This is a genomic window from Microbacterium protaetiae, from assembly GCF_004135285.1.
Taxonomy (GTDB): Bacteria; Actinomycetota; Actinomycetes; order Actinomycetales; family Microbacteriaceae; genus Microbacterium; species Microbacterium protaetiae.
Map to the genome: position 1 here is coordinate 1,137,812 of NZ_CP035494.1, position 14,008 is coordinate 1,151,819.

General features: G+C 66.9%; 18 protein-coding genes, 1 tRNA gene and 1 pseudogene. 11 read left to right on the forward strand and 9 right to left on the reverse strand.

The window, feature by feature from the left end; translation table 11 throughout:
* Together dcd and ET475_RS05200 are read right to left on the reverse strand one after the other, a co-directional pair.
* Complete coding sequence (dcd, locus tag ET475_RS05195; RefSeq protein ID WP_129386778.1) at positions 1–606, reverse strand: dCTP deaminase; 606 nt, start codon at positions 604–606, stop codon at positions 1–3.
* A gap of 42 nt (positions 607–648) precedes the next feature.
* Positions 649–1,425, reverse strand: coding sequence for a tyrosine-protein phosphatase (locus tag ET475_RS05200; protein ID WP_129386781.1), 777 nt, complete (start codon positions 1,423–1,425; stop codon positions 649–651).
* Between the two features lie 74 nt (positions 1,426–1,499).
* Here ET475_RS05200 and ET475_RS05205 point away from each other — a divergent pair, with 74 nt between their 5' ends.
* Complete coding sequence (locus ET475_RS05205) at positions 1,500–2,216, forward strand: TetR/AcrR family transcriptional regulator C-terminal domain-containing protein (RefSeq protein WP_129386784.1); 717 nt, start codon at positions 1,500–1,502, stop codon at positions 2,214–2,216.
* Here ET475_RS05205 and ET475_RS05210 read toward each other — a convergent pair.
* Entirely contained in the window at positions 2,156–2,992 is an 837-nt protein-coding gene (locus ET475_RS05210) for an SDR family NAD(P)-dependent oxidoreductase (RefSeq protein ID WP_165310758.1), read from the reverse strand. The two genes, ET475_RS05205 and ET475_RS05210, sit on opposite strands and share 61 nt — an antisense overlap.
* 187 nt (positions 2,993–3,179) lie before the next feature.
* Between ET475_RS05210 and ET475_RS05215 the strand changes: the two genes are divergently transcribed.
* Positions 3,180–3,253 (forward strand) — tRNA-Gly (locus ET475_RS05215).
* Positions 3,254–3,472: 219 nt separating this feature from the next.
* On the opposite strand, the gene ET475_RS17785 is transcribed toward ET475_RS05215, so the two are convergent.
* The gene (locus tag ET475_RS17785; protein ID WP_479724280.1) at positions 3,473–3,778 is read right to left on the reverse strand and encodes a hypothetical protein; all 306 of its coding nucleotides are present in this window, start codon (positions 3,776–3,778) and stop codon (positions 3,473–3,475) included.
* On the opposite strand from ET475_RS17785, the gene ET475_RS05220 reads away from it, so the two are divergent.
* Positions 3,721–4,017 carry a hypothetical protein gene (locus ET475_RS05220; RefSeq protein WP_129386790.1) on the forward strand — a complete coding sequence of 99 codons (297 nt, stop codon included), beginning with the start codon at positions 3,721–3,723 and terminating at the stop codon, positions 4,015–4,017. The two genes, ET475_RS17785 and ET475_RS05220, sit on opposite strands and share 58 nt — an antisense overlap.
* 165 nt (positions 4,018–4,182) lie before the next feature.
* Here ET475_RS05220 and ET475_RS17790 read toward each other — a convergent pair whose 3' ends face one another.
* Positions 4,183–4,344: a hypothetical protein gene (locus tag ET475_RS17790; protein ID WP_165310762.1), complete on the reverse strand. Its 162-nt coding sequence runs from the start codon at positions 4,342–4,344 to the stop codon at positions 4,183–4,185.
* Between the two features lie 144 nt (positions 4,345–4,488).
* Between ET475_RS17790 and ET475_RS18395 the strand changes: the two genes are divergently transcribed.
* Both ET475_RS18395 and ET475_RS05230 read left to right on the forward strand, forming a co-directional pair.
* Positions 4,489–4,728, forward strand: coding sequence for a helix-turn-helix domain-containing protein (locus ET475_RS18395; RefSeq protein WP_129386794.1), 240 nt, complete (start codon positions 4,489–4,491; stop codon positions 4,726–4,728).
* A gap of 17 nt (positions 4,729–4,745) precedes the next feature.
* Positions 4,746–5,096 carry a hypothetical protein gene (locus ET475_RS05230; RefSeq protein ID WP_129386797.1) on the forward strand — a complete coding sequence of 117 codons (351 nt, stop codon included), beginning with the start codon at positions 4,746–4,748 and terminating at the stop codon, positions 5,094–5,096.
* Between the two features lie 536 nt (positions 5,097–5,632).
* Here the strand turns inward: ET475_RS05230 and ET475_RS05235 are convergent.
* Positions 5,633–5,788 (reverse strand): helix-turn-helix transcriptional regulator, encoded by a 156-nt coding sequence (locus ET475_RS05235; RefSeq protein WP_165310764.1) that lies wholly within the window; start codon positions 5,786–5,788, stop codon positions 5,633–5,635.
* A gap of 391 nt (positions 5,789–6,179) precedes the next feature.
* On the opposite strand from ET475_RS05235, the gene ET475_RS05240 reads away from it, so the two are divergent.
* Entirely contained in the window at positions 6,180–6,845 is a 666-nt protein-coding gene (locus ET475_RS05240; RefSeq protein WP_129386804.1) for a hypothetical protein, read from the forward strand.
* Between the two features lie 91 nt (positions 6,846–6,936).
* Here the strand turns inward: ET475_RS05240 and ET475_RS17795 are convergent, their stop codons facing one another.
* A complete protein-coding gene (locus ET475_RS17795; protein WP_165310766.1) occupies positions 6,937–7,107 on the reverse strand; it encodes a hypothetical protein in 171 nt (56 codons plus the stop codon).
* A 442-nt stretch (positions 7,108–7,549) separates the two neighbouring features.
* On the opposite strand from ET475_RS17795, the pseudogene ET475_RS18070 reads away from it, so the two are divergent.
* The 3 genes and pseudogenes from ET475_RS18070 to ET475_RS05250 form a co-directional block, all read left to right on the forward strand.
* A pseudogene (locus tag ET475_RS18070) lies at positions 7,550–7,819 on the forward strand (Panacea domain-containing protein); the annotation flags it as partial.
* A gap of 140 nt (positions 7,820–7,959) precedes the next feature.
* Positions 7,960–8,430, forward strand: a complete 471-nt coding sequence (locus ET475_RS18075) for a hypothetical protein (RefSeq protein WP_242497881.1) — start codon at positions 7,960–7,962, stop codon at positions 8,428–8,430.
* A 333-nt stretch (positions 8,431–8,763) separates the two neighbouring features.
* A complete protein-coding gene (locus ET475_RS05250; RefSeq protein ID WP_129386810.1) occupies positions 8,764–9,456 on the forward strand; it encodes a class I SAM-dependent methyltransferase in 693 nt (230 codons plus the stop codon).
* Between the two features lie 66 nt (positions 9,457–9,522).
* Here ET475_RS05250 and ET475_RS05255 read toward each other — a convergent pair whose 3' ends face one another.
* On the reverse strand, positions 9,523–10,740 hold the full coding sequence (locus ET475_RS05255; protein ID WP_165310768.1) for an MFS transporter: 1,218 nt from the start codon (positions 10,738–10,740) through the stop codon (positions 9,523–9,525).
* 78 nt (positions 10,741–10,818) lie between these two features.
* On the opposite strand from ET475_RS05255, the gene ET475_RS05260 reads away from it, so the two are divergent.
* The gene (locus ET475_RS05260) at positions 10,819–11,688 is read left to right on the forward strand and encodes a LysR family transcriptional regulator (protein WP_129386816.1); all 870 of its coding nucleotides are present in this window, start codon (positions 10,819–10,821) and stop codon (positions 11,686–11,688) included.
* Positions 11,689–11,744: 56 nt separating this feature from the next.
* On the opposite strand, the gene ET475_RS05265 is transcribed toward ET475_RS05260, so the two are convergent.
* A complete protein-coding gene (locus ET475_RS05265) occupies positions 11,745–13,229 on the reverse strand; it encodes an FAD-dependent oxidoreductase (RefSeq protein WP_207205414.1) in 1,485 nt (494 codons plus the stop codon).
* A 145-nt stretch (positions 13,230–13,374) separates the two neighbouring features.
* On the opposite strand from ET475_RS05265, the gene ET475_RS05270 reads away from it, so the two are divergent.
* Positions 13,375–13,989, forward strand: a complete 615-nt coding sequence (locus ET475_RS05270; protein WP_129386819.1) for a TetR/AcrR family transcriptional regulator — start codon at positions 13,375–13,377, stop codon at positions 13,987–13,989.
* The last annotated feature ends 19 nt before the right edge of the window (positions 13,990–14,008 follow it).

Below are 14,008 nucleotides of genomic sequence, written 5' to 3' on the forward strand. Positions count from 1 at the left end.
TCAGCCGCCGAGCGCCCCATCGTCGCGGGCGCCCACGTTGGTCACGTGAAAGTTCTGGAACGACCGGGATGCCGTGGGTCCACGCTGGCCCTGATACCTGTTGCCATACGGGCCCGAGCCATAGGGTGACTCGGCCGCCGACGAAAGCTGGAAGAAGCACAGCTGACCGATCTTCATGCCCGGCCAGAGTTTGATCGGCAGCGTCGCGACGTTCGACAGCTCAAGCGTGACGTGCCCCGAGAATCCCGGGTCGATGAACCCCGCCGTGGAGTGGGTGAGAAGTCCCAGCCGGCCCAGCGACGACTTGCCCTCCAGCCGCGCGGCGATGTCGTCGGGCAGTGTCACCTGCTCGAATGTCGAGCCGAGCGCGAACTCGCCCGGGTGCAGCACGAACGGCTCATCGGGCGCCACCTCGATCAGGTGCGTGAGGTCGGGCTGGTCCTCGGCCGGATCGATGAACGGGTACTTGTGATTGTCGAAGAGGCGGAAGTATCGGTCCAGACGCACATCGACGCTCGACGGCTGGACCATGTCGGCGTCCCACGGGTCCAGCGCTATGCGCGCGTCGTCGATCTGTCGGCGGATGTCTCGGTCGCTGAGCAGCACGTCGCCAGCCTACCGAGCCCCGATCAGTGCCAAGAACCCGCGTCAGCCGGCGAAGCGCTCCCGCAGCATCCCGAGCTCGTCGTCGCTGAGCCCCCCCCCCCCCTTGCGCAGATACGCCGCCGACCCGCCCTGATCGTCGAGCCAGCGCAACGTCGTCTGCATCGCATCGGGCGGGGTGGCCGAAACCAGCGCCGTGATCTGGGGCAGCATCGGCACGCCCATCCGCGCGACGCCCTCCAGCATCCGTTCAGCCCACTCTCCGGCGAGATTGCGCTCACTGGCCGCGTAGTCGGCCACGATCGCGTCGCGCTGTGCACCGACCGCGTCGAGCAGCAGTGCGACAGCGACACCAGTGCGGTCCTTGCCTGCGGTGCAGTGCACGAGCACGCCTGCCTTGTCGGAATCGGCCGAGGTGGCCACGAGGCGAGCGACGCGGGCGAAGGATGCCGCGGCCGTGCCCAGCATCCGGATGTACAGATCGCCCAGCGTGGGGATCTCCTGCAGCACCGCGTGCACCGCCTCACTCGTCATCTCGGCGGGCGCCGCCATGCCCGGCGCCGCACCTTCCATGACCGAGAGCAGCTCGGTGCGCACGGGTCGCGACGGCAGCCGGTTCGGCGCGGTCGCCCGCTCGGTGTCGGTGCGCAGGTCGACGATAGTGCCGATGGGGCTCTCATCGAGTTCGACCAGGCCGGTGCCGGTGACCGTGGCCAACGCGTCGGAACGGAACAGCACGCCCGAACGGGTCTGTCCCCCGCTGCGCAGCGGGATTGCTCCGGTATCGCGCGAGTTGTACGTTCCGTCGAACAGCGCGGTCATGCGGCCTCCTCGGGTTCGTCAGATCACGCTAGCCGAGACTACCGTCGAAGGATCACCACACAGGCGGGAACCCCATGAGCAGTCCGATACGTCGACGCGGGCGCGGCATCAGTGCCGGCCTCGGTCGTGACGCCATCGTGGCCGCCGCCCGCGAACTCGACCCGGCCACGCTCACCGTGCAGGCGGTCGCCGACCAGCTCGGCGTCGATCGCAAGGCGGTCACCTACCACGTCGCCGGGCGCGAAGGCCTGCTGCAGTTGCTGGCCGAAGACGCCTTCACGAGCCGTTTCGAGGTGCTGGCGATTCCGCACGGCGCCGACTGGCGCGATGCGTTGCGCCTTGTCGCCACGGCCATGCGCGACATCCTGCTGGGCTCTGCCACCGTCGTCACGCACATCCGGTTCGATCCCTCGACACGGGCGGCAGCGCTGCGCCCGGCCGAAGAGGTGCTCGCACGACTCGTGGACGCGGGCTTCGACGAAGACTCCGCGGTGCGGGCCATAGCCCTGGTCGCCGACGTCGCGATGGCACATGCGCGCGGCGTGCTGCTCAACGCGCGCGCCGGCGGGCATCCGCAGCGCGCCGAGCTGCACGAGGCTTTGGCGACGGTGGATGCCGCAGACCACGCGCTGCTGCACCGCATCGACGACACCGGCTTCTCGACCTTCGACGAGGAGCAGTTCGCGTTCGATCTCGACGTGCTCATCCGCGGGCTCGAGTCGCGGCTTGCTCACTCGTCGACCAGCGCCCACACTCTACGCGCGGCTGCCTCGTCGCGCAGCGACCGGTAGAGACGCAGCTGCCTCGGCGCACCCCAGAACTGCAGAAAGCCACCGGGTCCGTAGAAGGTGCCGGAGGCGGCATCCGCCGTCACCGCCATCATCGCGGGCAACGCCGCTTGCGCGGGCGGGTTGCCGAGGTGACGGGTCACCCACTGCACGAGCGAGGCGGGCAGCATCGCCCGCAGCGCCGGCGCTATCGCCGTATCGGGCGCGATGCCGGGGTGGCATAAGGCCACGTGGAGCGCGGGCTCGCGGCGGGCCAGTTCGAGCCCGAAGAGCCCGAGCGCGACCTTCGACTGGCCGTACGCCCGGAACGGGCCGTAGCGACGCTCGCCCTGCAGGTCATCCCAATTCAGGTGCGCCAGGGCTGCCTCAACGCTGCACTGCAGCGCGACACGCGCGTTGCCGGCGCGCAGCTGGGGCAGGATGCCGCGCACCAGGGCCGCGTGACCGAGGAAATTCGTCTGCCAGTGCCGTTCGTAGCCGTCGACTGTCATGTGCCGAACGCGGTCGCCCAGCAGCACGATGCCCGCGTTGAGCACGCACAGGTGAATGGGCTCGTCGAGGGCGCGGGCGAATGCGCGAACAGAGTCGAGGCGGGCGAGGTCGAGGTCGGCGACCATGCTGCCGGGGATGCCCGCGGAGACTTTCTCGCCCTTGGCACGGTCGCGGCAGGCGAGGATGACCCGCGCACCGCCGCCGGCGAGCGCCCGGGCGATCTCGAGGCCGATGCCGCCGGTCGCGCCGGTGACCAGCGCGGTGCGCCCGGCGAAATCAGCGGTCATGCAGGCCATTCTGGCCGGTACTCGCCCGCGGGGCGTTCAAAACTCATTCGATTCGGGCCCCTGCGAGCCGACAGCGGCCTTTCTGGGGGCGTGCGGTCATGGATGGGATGAGTTTTGAACTGTGCCGGCGTGAGAGGCGGTCTGCGATGGTCCTGTTATGCTGGCCGAAGCGCATTTCGGTGCGCGTGGGGCTGTAGTTCAATGGCAGAACTTCTGCTTCCCAAGCAGACAGCGCGGGTTCGATTCCCGTCAGCCCCTCCACCAAAGAATCCCTGTTAGGCCGGCAATTCTCGACCTCCCTGCGGTGAGTCTCGATTCTCAGAATCACGGGCGCGTGCCATCGGCGTGCCATTGCGCGCAGATCCGGCACCCGTGATGAGCGCGTCCAGTTGGTCGGCAATAGCGGCGAGACGACCCTCGGCGACGTGCTAATAGATGCCCGCGGCGCGGCTTGTCCGGTGGCCGGCGCGAGCCATCAGCTCACGCTGAGAGGCGCCGGCGATGGTCGCCAGCGTGATCGAGGATGTCTTGGTACAGCTCGGTTGTTTTGGGTGCGAGCTTTCCGCGGGTGCCGCCGTTGTCGATCCACCCGCGCGCGTAGTCACCGAACGCGCGGCGCCGCACTTCGGCGATGTGGTCCGTCGCCTCGCGCTTCGTAGCGAACGTGCGCGGCCCAGTCATCAGCTTCCTTGTGGCCAGATCCGGGTAGCACACCTGCCACCGGCCCGATGGCAGCTGACGCGCCGACCCGAACGACGCACGGCTGGTCTTCCGCTGCTTCGTCATCGCCGGGCTCCAGCGGCTCGCTCGCGCTCGGCCTCTTCTACCGCGACCTGAAAGGTATCAGCGACGCGGCCAAGAGCAGCAGCGATTGCACGGATCTCGCCCGCGTCTTCGGGGCGGAACCTGACGGTGTATTCCTCGCCGCTTATCACCACTTCAGGCATGCCTCGCCGCTGACCGCCGGGCGTCATCACGTCGACTTGCTGGAGCCAGGCATTCTCGGTTTGCCCCCGCTGCTGTAGTGAACGGCGCAGGGAAACCCGTCCACCGAGTCCAGGCTCTTCGTCAGGGTCATCTCGGCCCACTCGGGGATGGTCGTCGTTCTCACAGCGCACCGTCCTTCTCAAGCGCCCTGACCTCGGTCGCGTCGGCGGTCCGTGCCAGACTGCATGGGGTTAGCTGACGGGTCATCGCTCCTCCCCGAAGAGGTGCGCGTACTTCTGGCGCCACAGGTCCTTGGGGTCGAGGGCTGACCGCAGACAGTCACGTCCCATGTCAACAAACGTCAGGTGCTTGACCGTCATGGTGACAATGCTGTCGGCGAGTTCCTTCGCGTCGATGATCGGCACCGCGATGATGTCGCTGCCGTTGTCGAGCTTGATGACGGGCTGACACCGCGACGCTTTGGCGGTGGGAGTCCGGCCAGCGGATCCCCCGCGGCGAGGTTACCCTCCTCTATCGCACCCTCCTGACGAAGCTGCAGGCGGTGTGACATGACCGCAGTCGCTGCCCCACCGACCCTGAGTCCGACTGCGACGTGCACCGTCGACGAGTTGGCGCGCCTGACCGGGCTCTCTTGCGATTCCGCGTCCCACGCAGTCAGATCTGGCGTCATCCCCACGGCACGGCTCGGCCGACGTTGGCTCGTGCCGCGGGCGCGGATCGCGGAGTTCCTCCACATCACAGAGGAACAGCTCGACAGGCGCATCGCAGCACTCCCTCGTGAGAGCTGATGGGTACCCGCCTCGTCATGAGCGCCTACGCAGTCGCGGCGCGGGCGGGCCTCGACCACGCACCCACACTTGTCTTCGTCTACATGGCAGCGATCGCACTCGACACAGACCGGCGGCCGGTGTTCTACGGCGGCCGCGACGCGCTCGCCGGCGCGCTGAGAGCGCCGCTCAACTCGAATGGTTATCGGTCCGTCGAGCGCGCCGTCCAGACACTCACGTCTAAGCGCGTGCTCGAGGTCGCCGCCACGGACGCCCCGGGGCGCAACACCCGGTATTGGCTGTGCGATGGAGCCGGTCTGCCACTCAGCGCAGACACCCGACGTTCAGTGGTCGAAACACCCGACGCTCAACGTCGGCCTGAGGAATAAGGAGGAAGAAGAAGAAGAGGAGGAGCGCGCAGGTGCGCCCGCCCGAACCTGCAACCGCCATCCGAACTGGAACCACGACGCAGAGCATGCGCCGTCGACCGCAGAGCCGCGGAAACCTTCACCGGCAACCGACGCCCGCGGACGATGAGCGAATCCGCCAGCACATGCGCGCCAAGACACCAGCTCTGGATGCCACTCGAACCAGACGGACGCCGCACATGTAAGCACTGCCCGACACGATGGCACCCTGACGAGGCCGAACCATGATCCCCAGCAGCCGGGGCACGGCGCATCGCTTCGATCCCGTCAGCGGCTGGTGCATCAGCGGGTGCGGGATCCGGGACGACGGCCGCGTGGAGCGCCAGCATGTCGGCCTGGTGCGGCAGGCGCCCATACACCGCAGACCAGCCGAGGCGATTGACTTCGCCGAGCCATCGCGAACACCAGAGTGAAGATGGCTTCCAGTGAGTCATGAACAACCCAGGGCCCCGCAGTCAAGTGAAGACCGCGGGGCCTCTGCCGGGCTACAAGCTGAATCAGGCGCCGTGGCGGCGGGCTTCGATGAACGCGTCGAGATCCGATTCAAGTACGCGCTGGTTTTTCCCGGTCGCGCCCAACTCCACCACCGGCAGCTCACCGGACTCGATGCGGCGATAGACCCAATCGCGGCCGACGCCCAGAGTCTCAGCCACCTCGATCACCTTCGACAACCCACGACCCATCGCGCACGGCCATCATCACACTGCCGGCTACCGTGGCCGTCGAGGTTTTGACGGATGCTCAATCGCAGACCCGAAGCCCACCACGTGCCACCACCCGCAGTACGGGCACAGCTGTGCAGACGCCCCCTTTGCCACACGACGCGCGATCGCGGCCGCTTCTTCCCGAGATGGGATCGCATCCCTCTTCGTTCTACACCGCACGCCCTTCATTGCCACCCGCCTCTCGCCCAGGCTCCGGTACCCAAGCTCTCCAGGCTACGACCGACCTCCGACATCACGCGTGCACGTATGGGCAAACCCAGAACGAAACCCCGCCCTCACATGAGGAAGCCGGGCTTCGTTAACGGGCATGATGGCATTCGTGGACAACACCCGGACCATGAGCGCACAGCGTCGACTGCGCAAGTTCCTCGCCCGCTCGGCGCCCGGCGTGGGTCAGCCAATCGTCGACCTGCGCGACCCCGACCGCGGCGAGATCGCACTCACGATCATCTGGGAAGGCGACAGTGAGAACGGGCCCTGGCGATCGCCCACACTGCGCAAGCCGATGCTCGACAAGTACACTCTCGATGGCGTGATCGCAGAATGCCGAGTGTTCTTCCTCACGAAGGAGGATTGCTACCTTCCCAGCGTCGTGAAGGCTCTCCAGGCGATGGTCACCCGCGAGCAGGCAATCGCAAGGCGTCCGCTCGCTGCATACGTCGCCCAGGTAGTCCGAGGCAACGAGCTCGTAATGCCCGCGGGCAGAGCGCCAATGTACGCAGGGCGTCTGGAAGCCGACAACGGTCTCGGCCCCAATAAGCTCCTCGGCAGCCACCAGATCACCATGGACTACATCTACGGCGCCCTCCTCCACGAAGACGACGAGAGGCGCAAGCGCCTCGACAATCTCGCCGACGTCGAAAGCATTCGCTTCGCCGTCATTCTGCAACTGGATTCACTACTCCGCGTCGTCACAAATGTCCGCGCTCAAATCGAGCACGACCTATCCAGCGGGTACTTCTCACTCGGGGGAGTATCCCGGTAGACCCGGAGCCACGTGGCGCGCGTGCGCGTCGTGCACACTCCGCCCAGAACGAAGCCCCGGGCCCTCACACGAGGAAATTCTTCCGTGAGCGCTAGTCGATCACCGTGATTTTCGTGACCAGCTTCGTCGGCACTGCGAGAACAACGTCACCAGCGCCGACGACGAACTTCGTGTAGCTGCCGTCCTCGATGAACCCATCGGCCTCGACCTCCTCATAGTCGCTCGACTTGAACGGATTCTTCTGCACCCGGTACTTCGCCATTCTGTTTCCCCAATCTCCCCAGACCCTGCGTCAAGGGGCAACCAGACTACGACCAGCCCCCGACGTCGCCGCCACGGTCCTCCCTGACTGAAGACCTCGGCTCGGGCACCCTGCTCACCGCCTCAGCGGTGATGCCCGAGTCCCAGGGGCCCTCGTGCTGCTCGAGGTTGCCCCGGCCGTCCGATCGGGCATGAACGGACGGCGCCCCCGTGGCGGACCACCCCGGTCCCCGCGGGGGCTCTCTCGTTGTTCGATCGGATCTCCCCAGGTTGTTCTCGGCGAGGGAATGTCGGACCCCGTCAGTACTGTTTTTGGTGGCTCAGGTGCATGGTTCGATCAGGCTCAACTGTTACGCTGGGCCCGTCCCGAGGAGGCGAGAAAGATGGCAGACGTTCGTGACGTTGCAGAGTACATACTCCGCGGCGCTGGCAGCATGACGGCGATGAAGCTGCAGAAGCTCGTCTACTACTCGCAGGCGTGGCACCTCGTCTGGGAGGAACGCCCACTGTTCGACAACGTGATCGAGGCTTGGGCCAACGGACCCGTCGTCAAGCGCCTCTACGCTTATCACCGCGGGCGATTCACCGTCGCTGCCGGCGACATCACGCCAGAACCGAAAATACTCTCTGAGGATGAGAAGACCACGGTCGACTCCGTCCTCAAGTTCTACGGCTCCCACAGCGCAATGGAGTTGAGCCAGTTGACCCACGCCGAAGACCCTTGGCGCAACGCACGAGGCGGCCTGCCGGCGGGGGCGAGGTGTGAGACCGAGATTACCAAGGCGGCGATGGCCGAGTACTACGGTCGTTGGTCTAGGACGGCTCGGCGTTGGGCCGCTCCAAGACACCCAAGGTGTCGCAGAATCCGTTCAAGGGCGCGAGGAAGACGCCACATGCGGTACTGGCCGCGGACGTCGTTCGCGTTCCGAAAGCGGCGACCCCCGTCCCCTCAGATGAGAATCAGCGCAAGGTGCGCTTCCTCTTCGATCTCGTCGATCACGATGGCGATTGGTCCCTGCTCGACATCTCGAAAGAAGACCATTCACGACTACTCGACGTCATGGCTCAAGTCGAGCAAATGACAGCGGGGGAACTGTTCAAGCCGGGCCAGCGCCTGTGTAAGACCTACAGTGACATGGCTGCGTGCCCAAATTCGAAGGCCACCGACCGACTCGTCAACCGGTACGAAGGGCTCGACCATATGGTGCGTCTCGAAATCGACGGGGTCAAGCGCCTATACGGAGTTCGAGCAGGTCATGAATTCCACATCATCTGGTGGGACCCAAAGCACGAAGTATGGCCAAGCAAGCTCCACAACACGTGACCCCTGCAGAGGGTGGCGTGCGCTTGACGAGATCGATTGCAGCAGTTCCCTCATCGTGCCGCCGACCTCTGATATCGTGCCATTGACGTGCCATTGACGTGCCACTACGGGGCCGTACTAGAACCTACTCGGACACAGTCACGTGCGCCGTTGAGGGCTCGATTTGTCCTTCTGACCTGGGATCGCGACTACAGAATCACACTGGGCCGCACTTGAGCGCACTCGCGCGAGCGACCCAGAACCATCTTCCCAAGCAGACAGCGCGGGTTCGATTCCCGTCAGCCCCTCTACAAGGTTAAAGGTCTCTCAAGCGACACCTCCTAGACTCGGTCCGTGACCGAGCACGACAACGCGTACCACGGCGATGCAGGAGTCATCTTCGCTGCCCGTGCCGCCGAGGCCGGACTGAATTCGCTGCACGAGCGGCCGGCCATGCTCCGGATGGTCGGAGAGGTGGCAGGCCTGAAGGTCGCGGATCTGGGCTGCGGCGCAGGCCAACTCGCAGCGATCCTCAGCGCTGCCGGTGCGCAGGTCACTGGTGTCGACGGCAGCGAAGTCCTGGTGGATGCTGCGACTCGGGCAGCGCCCGAGGCCACGATTGTGCAGCATGACCTGGACCTGCCGCTCGAATTCCTGGCGGACGACTCGCTGGACGGCGTGGTCTGCGCTCTGGTGATCCACCATCTGAACGATCGACCGCGATTCCTGGCCGAGATCCGCCGCGTGCTTCGTCCCGGAGGCTGGATCGTGCTGTCCACAACGCATCCCACCGCCGACTGGGGTTATTTCGGGGGCTCATACTTTGATGAGCGCTGGGTAACGCGTTCGCTGGGCGAAGCGACGATGGAGTACCAGCTCATCACCATGAGCACTCTGATCAACGAGATCATCGACGCAGGATTCGTGCTGGAGAGGATGCTGGAACCGCAGCCGGACGAGGCCATGCGCACCGTCGACCCAGAGCGTTACGAGCGCTACCGCTCGGATCCCATCTTCGTCATCCTGCGAGCCCACGCCGACAAGTGAAGGCCTGACGACGGTGGCGCCGCGGGGCCACCGTTCCGGAGACCCCAGGGGTGGATACCGTGCCACTCACGCTTCCCGCAGCATCCGCCACCCCGATCCCACGACGAGCGCGGCCATGAGCACCGCGATCACGACCACGACCGTCGCGACCTGCCAGACGGTCAGCGCAGCGGCGGTCAGCAGCGGCGGGATCGTCATTCCGGCATAGGCCACAAGAAAGATCCCGGCGAGCGCCTCTCCCCGGCGTGCGGCATCCGCCAGCCCGGCGACCGTTCCCAGTGATGCGCGGAACACGATGCCGACCCCGGCACCGGCAAGGCCGCAGCCGATCAAGAACAGCACGAGCGACGCTGCCAGAGCCCCGAGAGCGAGCCCGGCGAACCCGAACACGGCGGCCGTGAGGGCCAGCATCATCTGCGCGCGGATCGCCATCCGCACCGTCACGATCTGCGCAAGCGCGGCAGCCATGAACACGAGAAACGGCACCACCCCGCCCAGCAGGTGCGAACGCACGCCGAGAAGTCCCACCAGAAAGGTCGAACTCAGCCCGGTGAACGTACCGAACACCGCGAACGCACCGAAGGCCGCCGCGGCCGCCGCGATGTACGCCCCACGCGCCGCAGCCGGCACGGCGATCCGCTGCGGGCGATACGCAAAGCGCTCGGCCGACTGCTCCACCGTCTCGGGCACGAACAGCACGACCAGGCCCTCGGCGATGAACAGCACCGCGAACAGCACATACGGCGCCACCAACGGCTGCACGATGAACGTCGCCATCACTCCGGCCACGAGCGGCCCGATACCGATCCCGCCCAGATTCGCAAAAGTCGAGACGATCCCCGAGCGCAGCGGCGACCTCCCGGCCGCCACGCCGAGTTCCGCGATGTGCGCCGTGGCTGTCGCGGTGAGGATGCCGATCCCGAGACCGCAGATGAAGCGGGCGACGATCAGCCCGGCCACGTCGTTCCAGACCAGGAACAGCACCGCGGCCACCAGGTTCAGCGCGAGCGAGGCGAGAATGATCCGTCGCCGCCCGAGCCGATCCGACAGATGCCCGGCCAAATACAGGCTCAGCATCACGCCGACCGCGTACACGACGAAGATCACGGTGAGCACGAGCGTGGGAAACCCGTCGCGCTGCTGATAGATCGCATAGAGCGGCGTGGGCACGGCACAGAACGCCATCTGAGTGAGGAAGACAGTGGCGATCATCCAGAAGGAGATTCCGTGAGGGATGCCGCGGGTCGGCGCGACAGCGGGAGCGGTGATGGTCGTGGTGGTCATGGATCCATGCTCGACTCCCCACTCAATCGTGTCCAACGAACGCATTGCATAGCAATGATCGAGTAATACGATTACTCGATGGACACCCGCCAGGCCGAGTACGCCATCGCCGTCGCCGAAGAGCTGAACTTCACTCGGGCTGCGCGCCGTGTGTTCGCGGTGCAGTCGACGGTGTCTGCCGGCGTCCGTGCGCTGGAGAAGGAGCTCGGCGCCGACATCTTCGATCGCGATCAGGGCGGTGTCCGCCTCACTGCGGCCGGCGAGGAGATCATCCCGCGCCTGCGCGAGTTCCTCGACGCCGGCACACGTGCCCTCACGGCCGCCGACCCGCAGGGCTCACTGCGCGGCGAATTGCGGGTCGGCGTGTTCGCCAACTTCGGGCCGTTCGATCTGCCACGCATCATCGGCGACTTCCACCACGCACATCCCCTCGTCGATCTGCGACTGCGCTCTTCGCCGATCGGCTCGGCCGGATTCGCCGAAGACGTCAGCCGCGGCCGCCTCGACGTCGCCCTGTTCGGGCTGCCGGCCACGGCCGCGCCCGGGCTGACGATGCACCCACTCGCCACGAGCACGTTCGTCGCCCTGCTGCCGACCGACCACGCGCGCGCCGGGGATCGTCACGTGCCGATCGCGGCGCTGGCCGACGAGCGCTTCATCGACACCCCCGCGGGGTTCGGCAACAGGACGGTGCTGGATGCCGCGCTCGGCCGCCACGGCATCGTGCGCGATATCGCGACCGAGATCGGAGAGACGGGCCTTATTCCGTCCTTCGTCGCGGCCGGACTCGGCGTCGCCATCCTGCCCGAAATGTTCGCGGGCGATGTGCCCGGGGTCGTCAAGGTTCCCCTCGACGTGCAGATCGGGTGGGAACTGACCGCGATCACCCGCCCACAGCCGACCGCCGCGGCATCCGCGTTCGTCGCACGCCTCGTGCCGCCGGCCTGAGGCGAGGGTCAGGCCGGCGTGCGCTGCTGACGTGCACAGACCATCGGCGCGCCGGGTCACTCGATCGCGGCGAGGTACCTCGAGACGGCGGTCGCGTCGCCGGCATCCGAGATGAGGCCGATGTACCCGTCGGGGCGGATGAGTACGAGCGTGTGGTCGGTCGGTCGATACGCCTCGGCGAGATGACCAGCCGTATCGACGATCTGGCCCGACTCGCTCGCCCGCGGGGCGACGCGCAGGATCCGAAGGTCACCCCCGGTGGTGTCGAGTTCAGGCGCCCGCCCGAAGGTCAGCAGCGTGAACCTGCCACCTGCTGTGAGCTCGAACAGCCGGCGCTCACCATCGACGGTGGCCAAGCCGGTGGCATCCGGGGCCCGATCTCCCGCCCGCAGCGCGGCGGTCTCGTCGCGGTCATCGTGCGCCAGCATCGATCCGCGATACCCGACACCGAGCTGGATCGTGCTCGCATCTCGACGAGTGGTCATCCCCTTCTGCGCGAGGGCCTGCTTCAGCCGCTCGTTCGACAGGCCGAGAACCCCGGCCGCGACCGGCCGCCGTTCGGCCTCGTAGCTGTCCAGCAGCACCGCATCGGCGCCCTGCAACACCGCCGCGAGCTTCCAGCCCAGGTTTGCGGCATCCTGAATTCCGGTGTTCATCCCCTGACCGCCGGCGGGCGAGTGGACATGCGCGGCGTCGCCGGCCAGGAACACCCGACCTTCGCGATAGCGTTCGGCCAGACGCACATTCGCACGCCACAGTGTCGACCATTCCGGTTCGTGCAGGTGGATGCCGCGGCCCCCGCTGCGTCGATCGAGGATGTCCTGCAGATTGGCCGGCTCGAGGGTGAGGTTCTGCCCCGGCCCGATGCTCGCTTGAAACTGGAACAGCTCGGTGGACGGGAGCGGGCACAGACTGACCGCGCCCTCGGCGTGTCGCCACATGTGCCACGCGTCGCGATCGAGGCCGTCGACGCGCAGGTCGGCCACGAGCATGCGCACGTCTTCACGGGTCTCGCCTTCGAAAGCGATGCCGGACTGCTTGCGTACGACACTGTGCCCGCCATCGCAGCCGACCACCCAGCCGGCTACCACCGTTTCGTCACCGTCGCGCGTCTCGAGCGTGGCCGTCACCGCACCCTCCTCCTGCGCGAGAGCGACAAGGGGCGTGCCGAACTCCACCGACCCGCCCAGCTGCGCGAGCAGTTCGCGCAAGGCCTCTTCGACGCGCCACTCCGGTGTGATCAGGCTTGCCGGGTAGGGGATGTCGGAGCGGCCGCGCAGCGACTCGGGCACGTCACCCCCGACGGTGACGGTGCCGTCGGGGGCCGTCGAGCGCATCGGCATCGCCATCCGGCCATGGGCGATCACGCGGGCGCCGATGCCGAGGTCGTCGAAGACCTCGAGCGTGCGGGGCTGAATGCCCTTTCCGCGCGAACCGGGCTGCGGCGCCGCGGCCGCCTCGATCAGCCGGAAGGCGACGCCGCGGCGCGCCAGCTCGCAGGCCAGCGTCAAGCCGGTCGGGCCCGCGCCCACGATCAGCACCGGGCGCGACCATCACGCGTCGACGAAAGCTGAGTCATCTCGATCATCTCCATACTCCAGAGGAGGGACTTACAAGATAGGTTTCCCTCTCTTAGAGAGATTAGGCTCCTTTGCTAAGAAAGGCAAATCTATCTATTGTGGACGAATGGTCACTGCAGCATCCCTCCCCACACGACGTCGCCGGCGCGGCGCCGAACTCGAGGCAGCGCTTCTCGAGGCCGCCTGGGACGAGCTCGTGCAGACGGGGTACGCGCGACTGACGATGGGCACCATCGCGACGCGGGCCGCGACCAGCGAGGCTGTGCTCTATCGTCGGTGGGCGAACAAAGACGAGCTCACTCTCGCCGCCATCGAGCACTATCGCCGCATGCATCCCGTCGCCGATCCCGACACCGGCGCACTGCGCAGCGACCTCATCGCGCTGCTGACCGCGATCAGCGACTCCCGCGCCGGCTACTTCGCCATCGCCGCGGGCGCTGCCTTCTCGGGCCTGCTCGCCGACGCCGGTCTCACACCCACTCAGGCCCGCGACCGCGTGATGGGCGACTCGCTGCGACCACGCGACCGTGCCGTCTTCCGCCGCGCGCACGACCGTGGCGAGATTGATCTGCAGGGCATTCCGGCGGCGGTGCTCGCCCTGCCCTTCGACCTGGCCCGCCACGACCTGATCATGGACCTCGGACCCCTGAAGCCGGCGCGCATCCGGTCGATCGTCGACGAGCTGTTCCTGCCGCTCGTGCGCGCCGCTGACCGCGGCTGAACCGGGCGAAGCCTGGCCG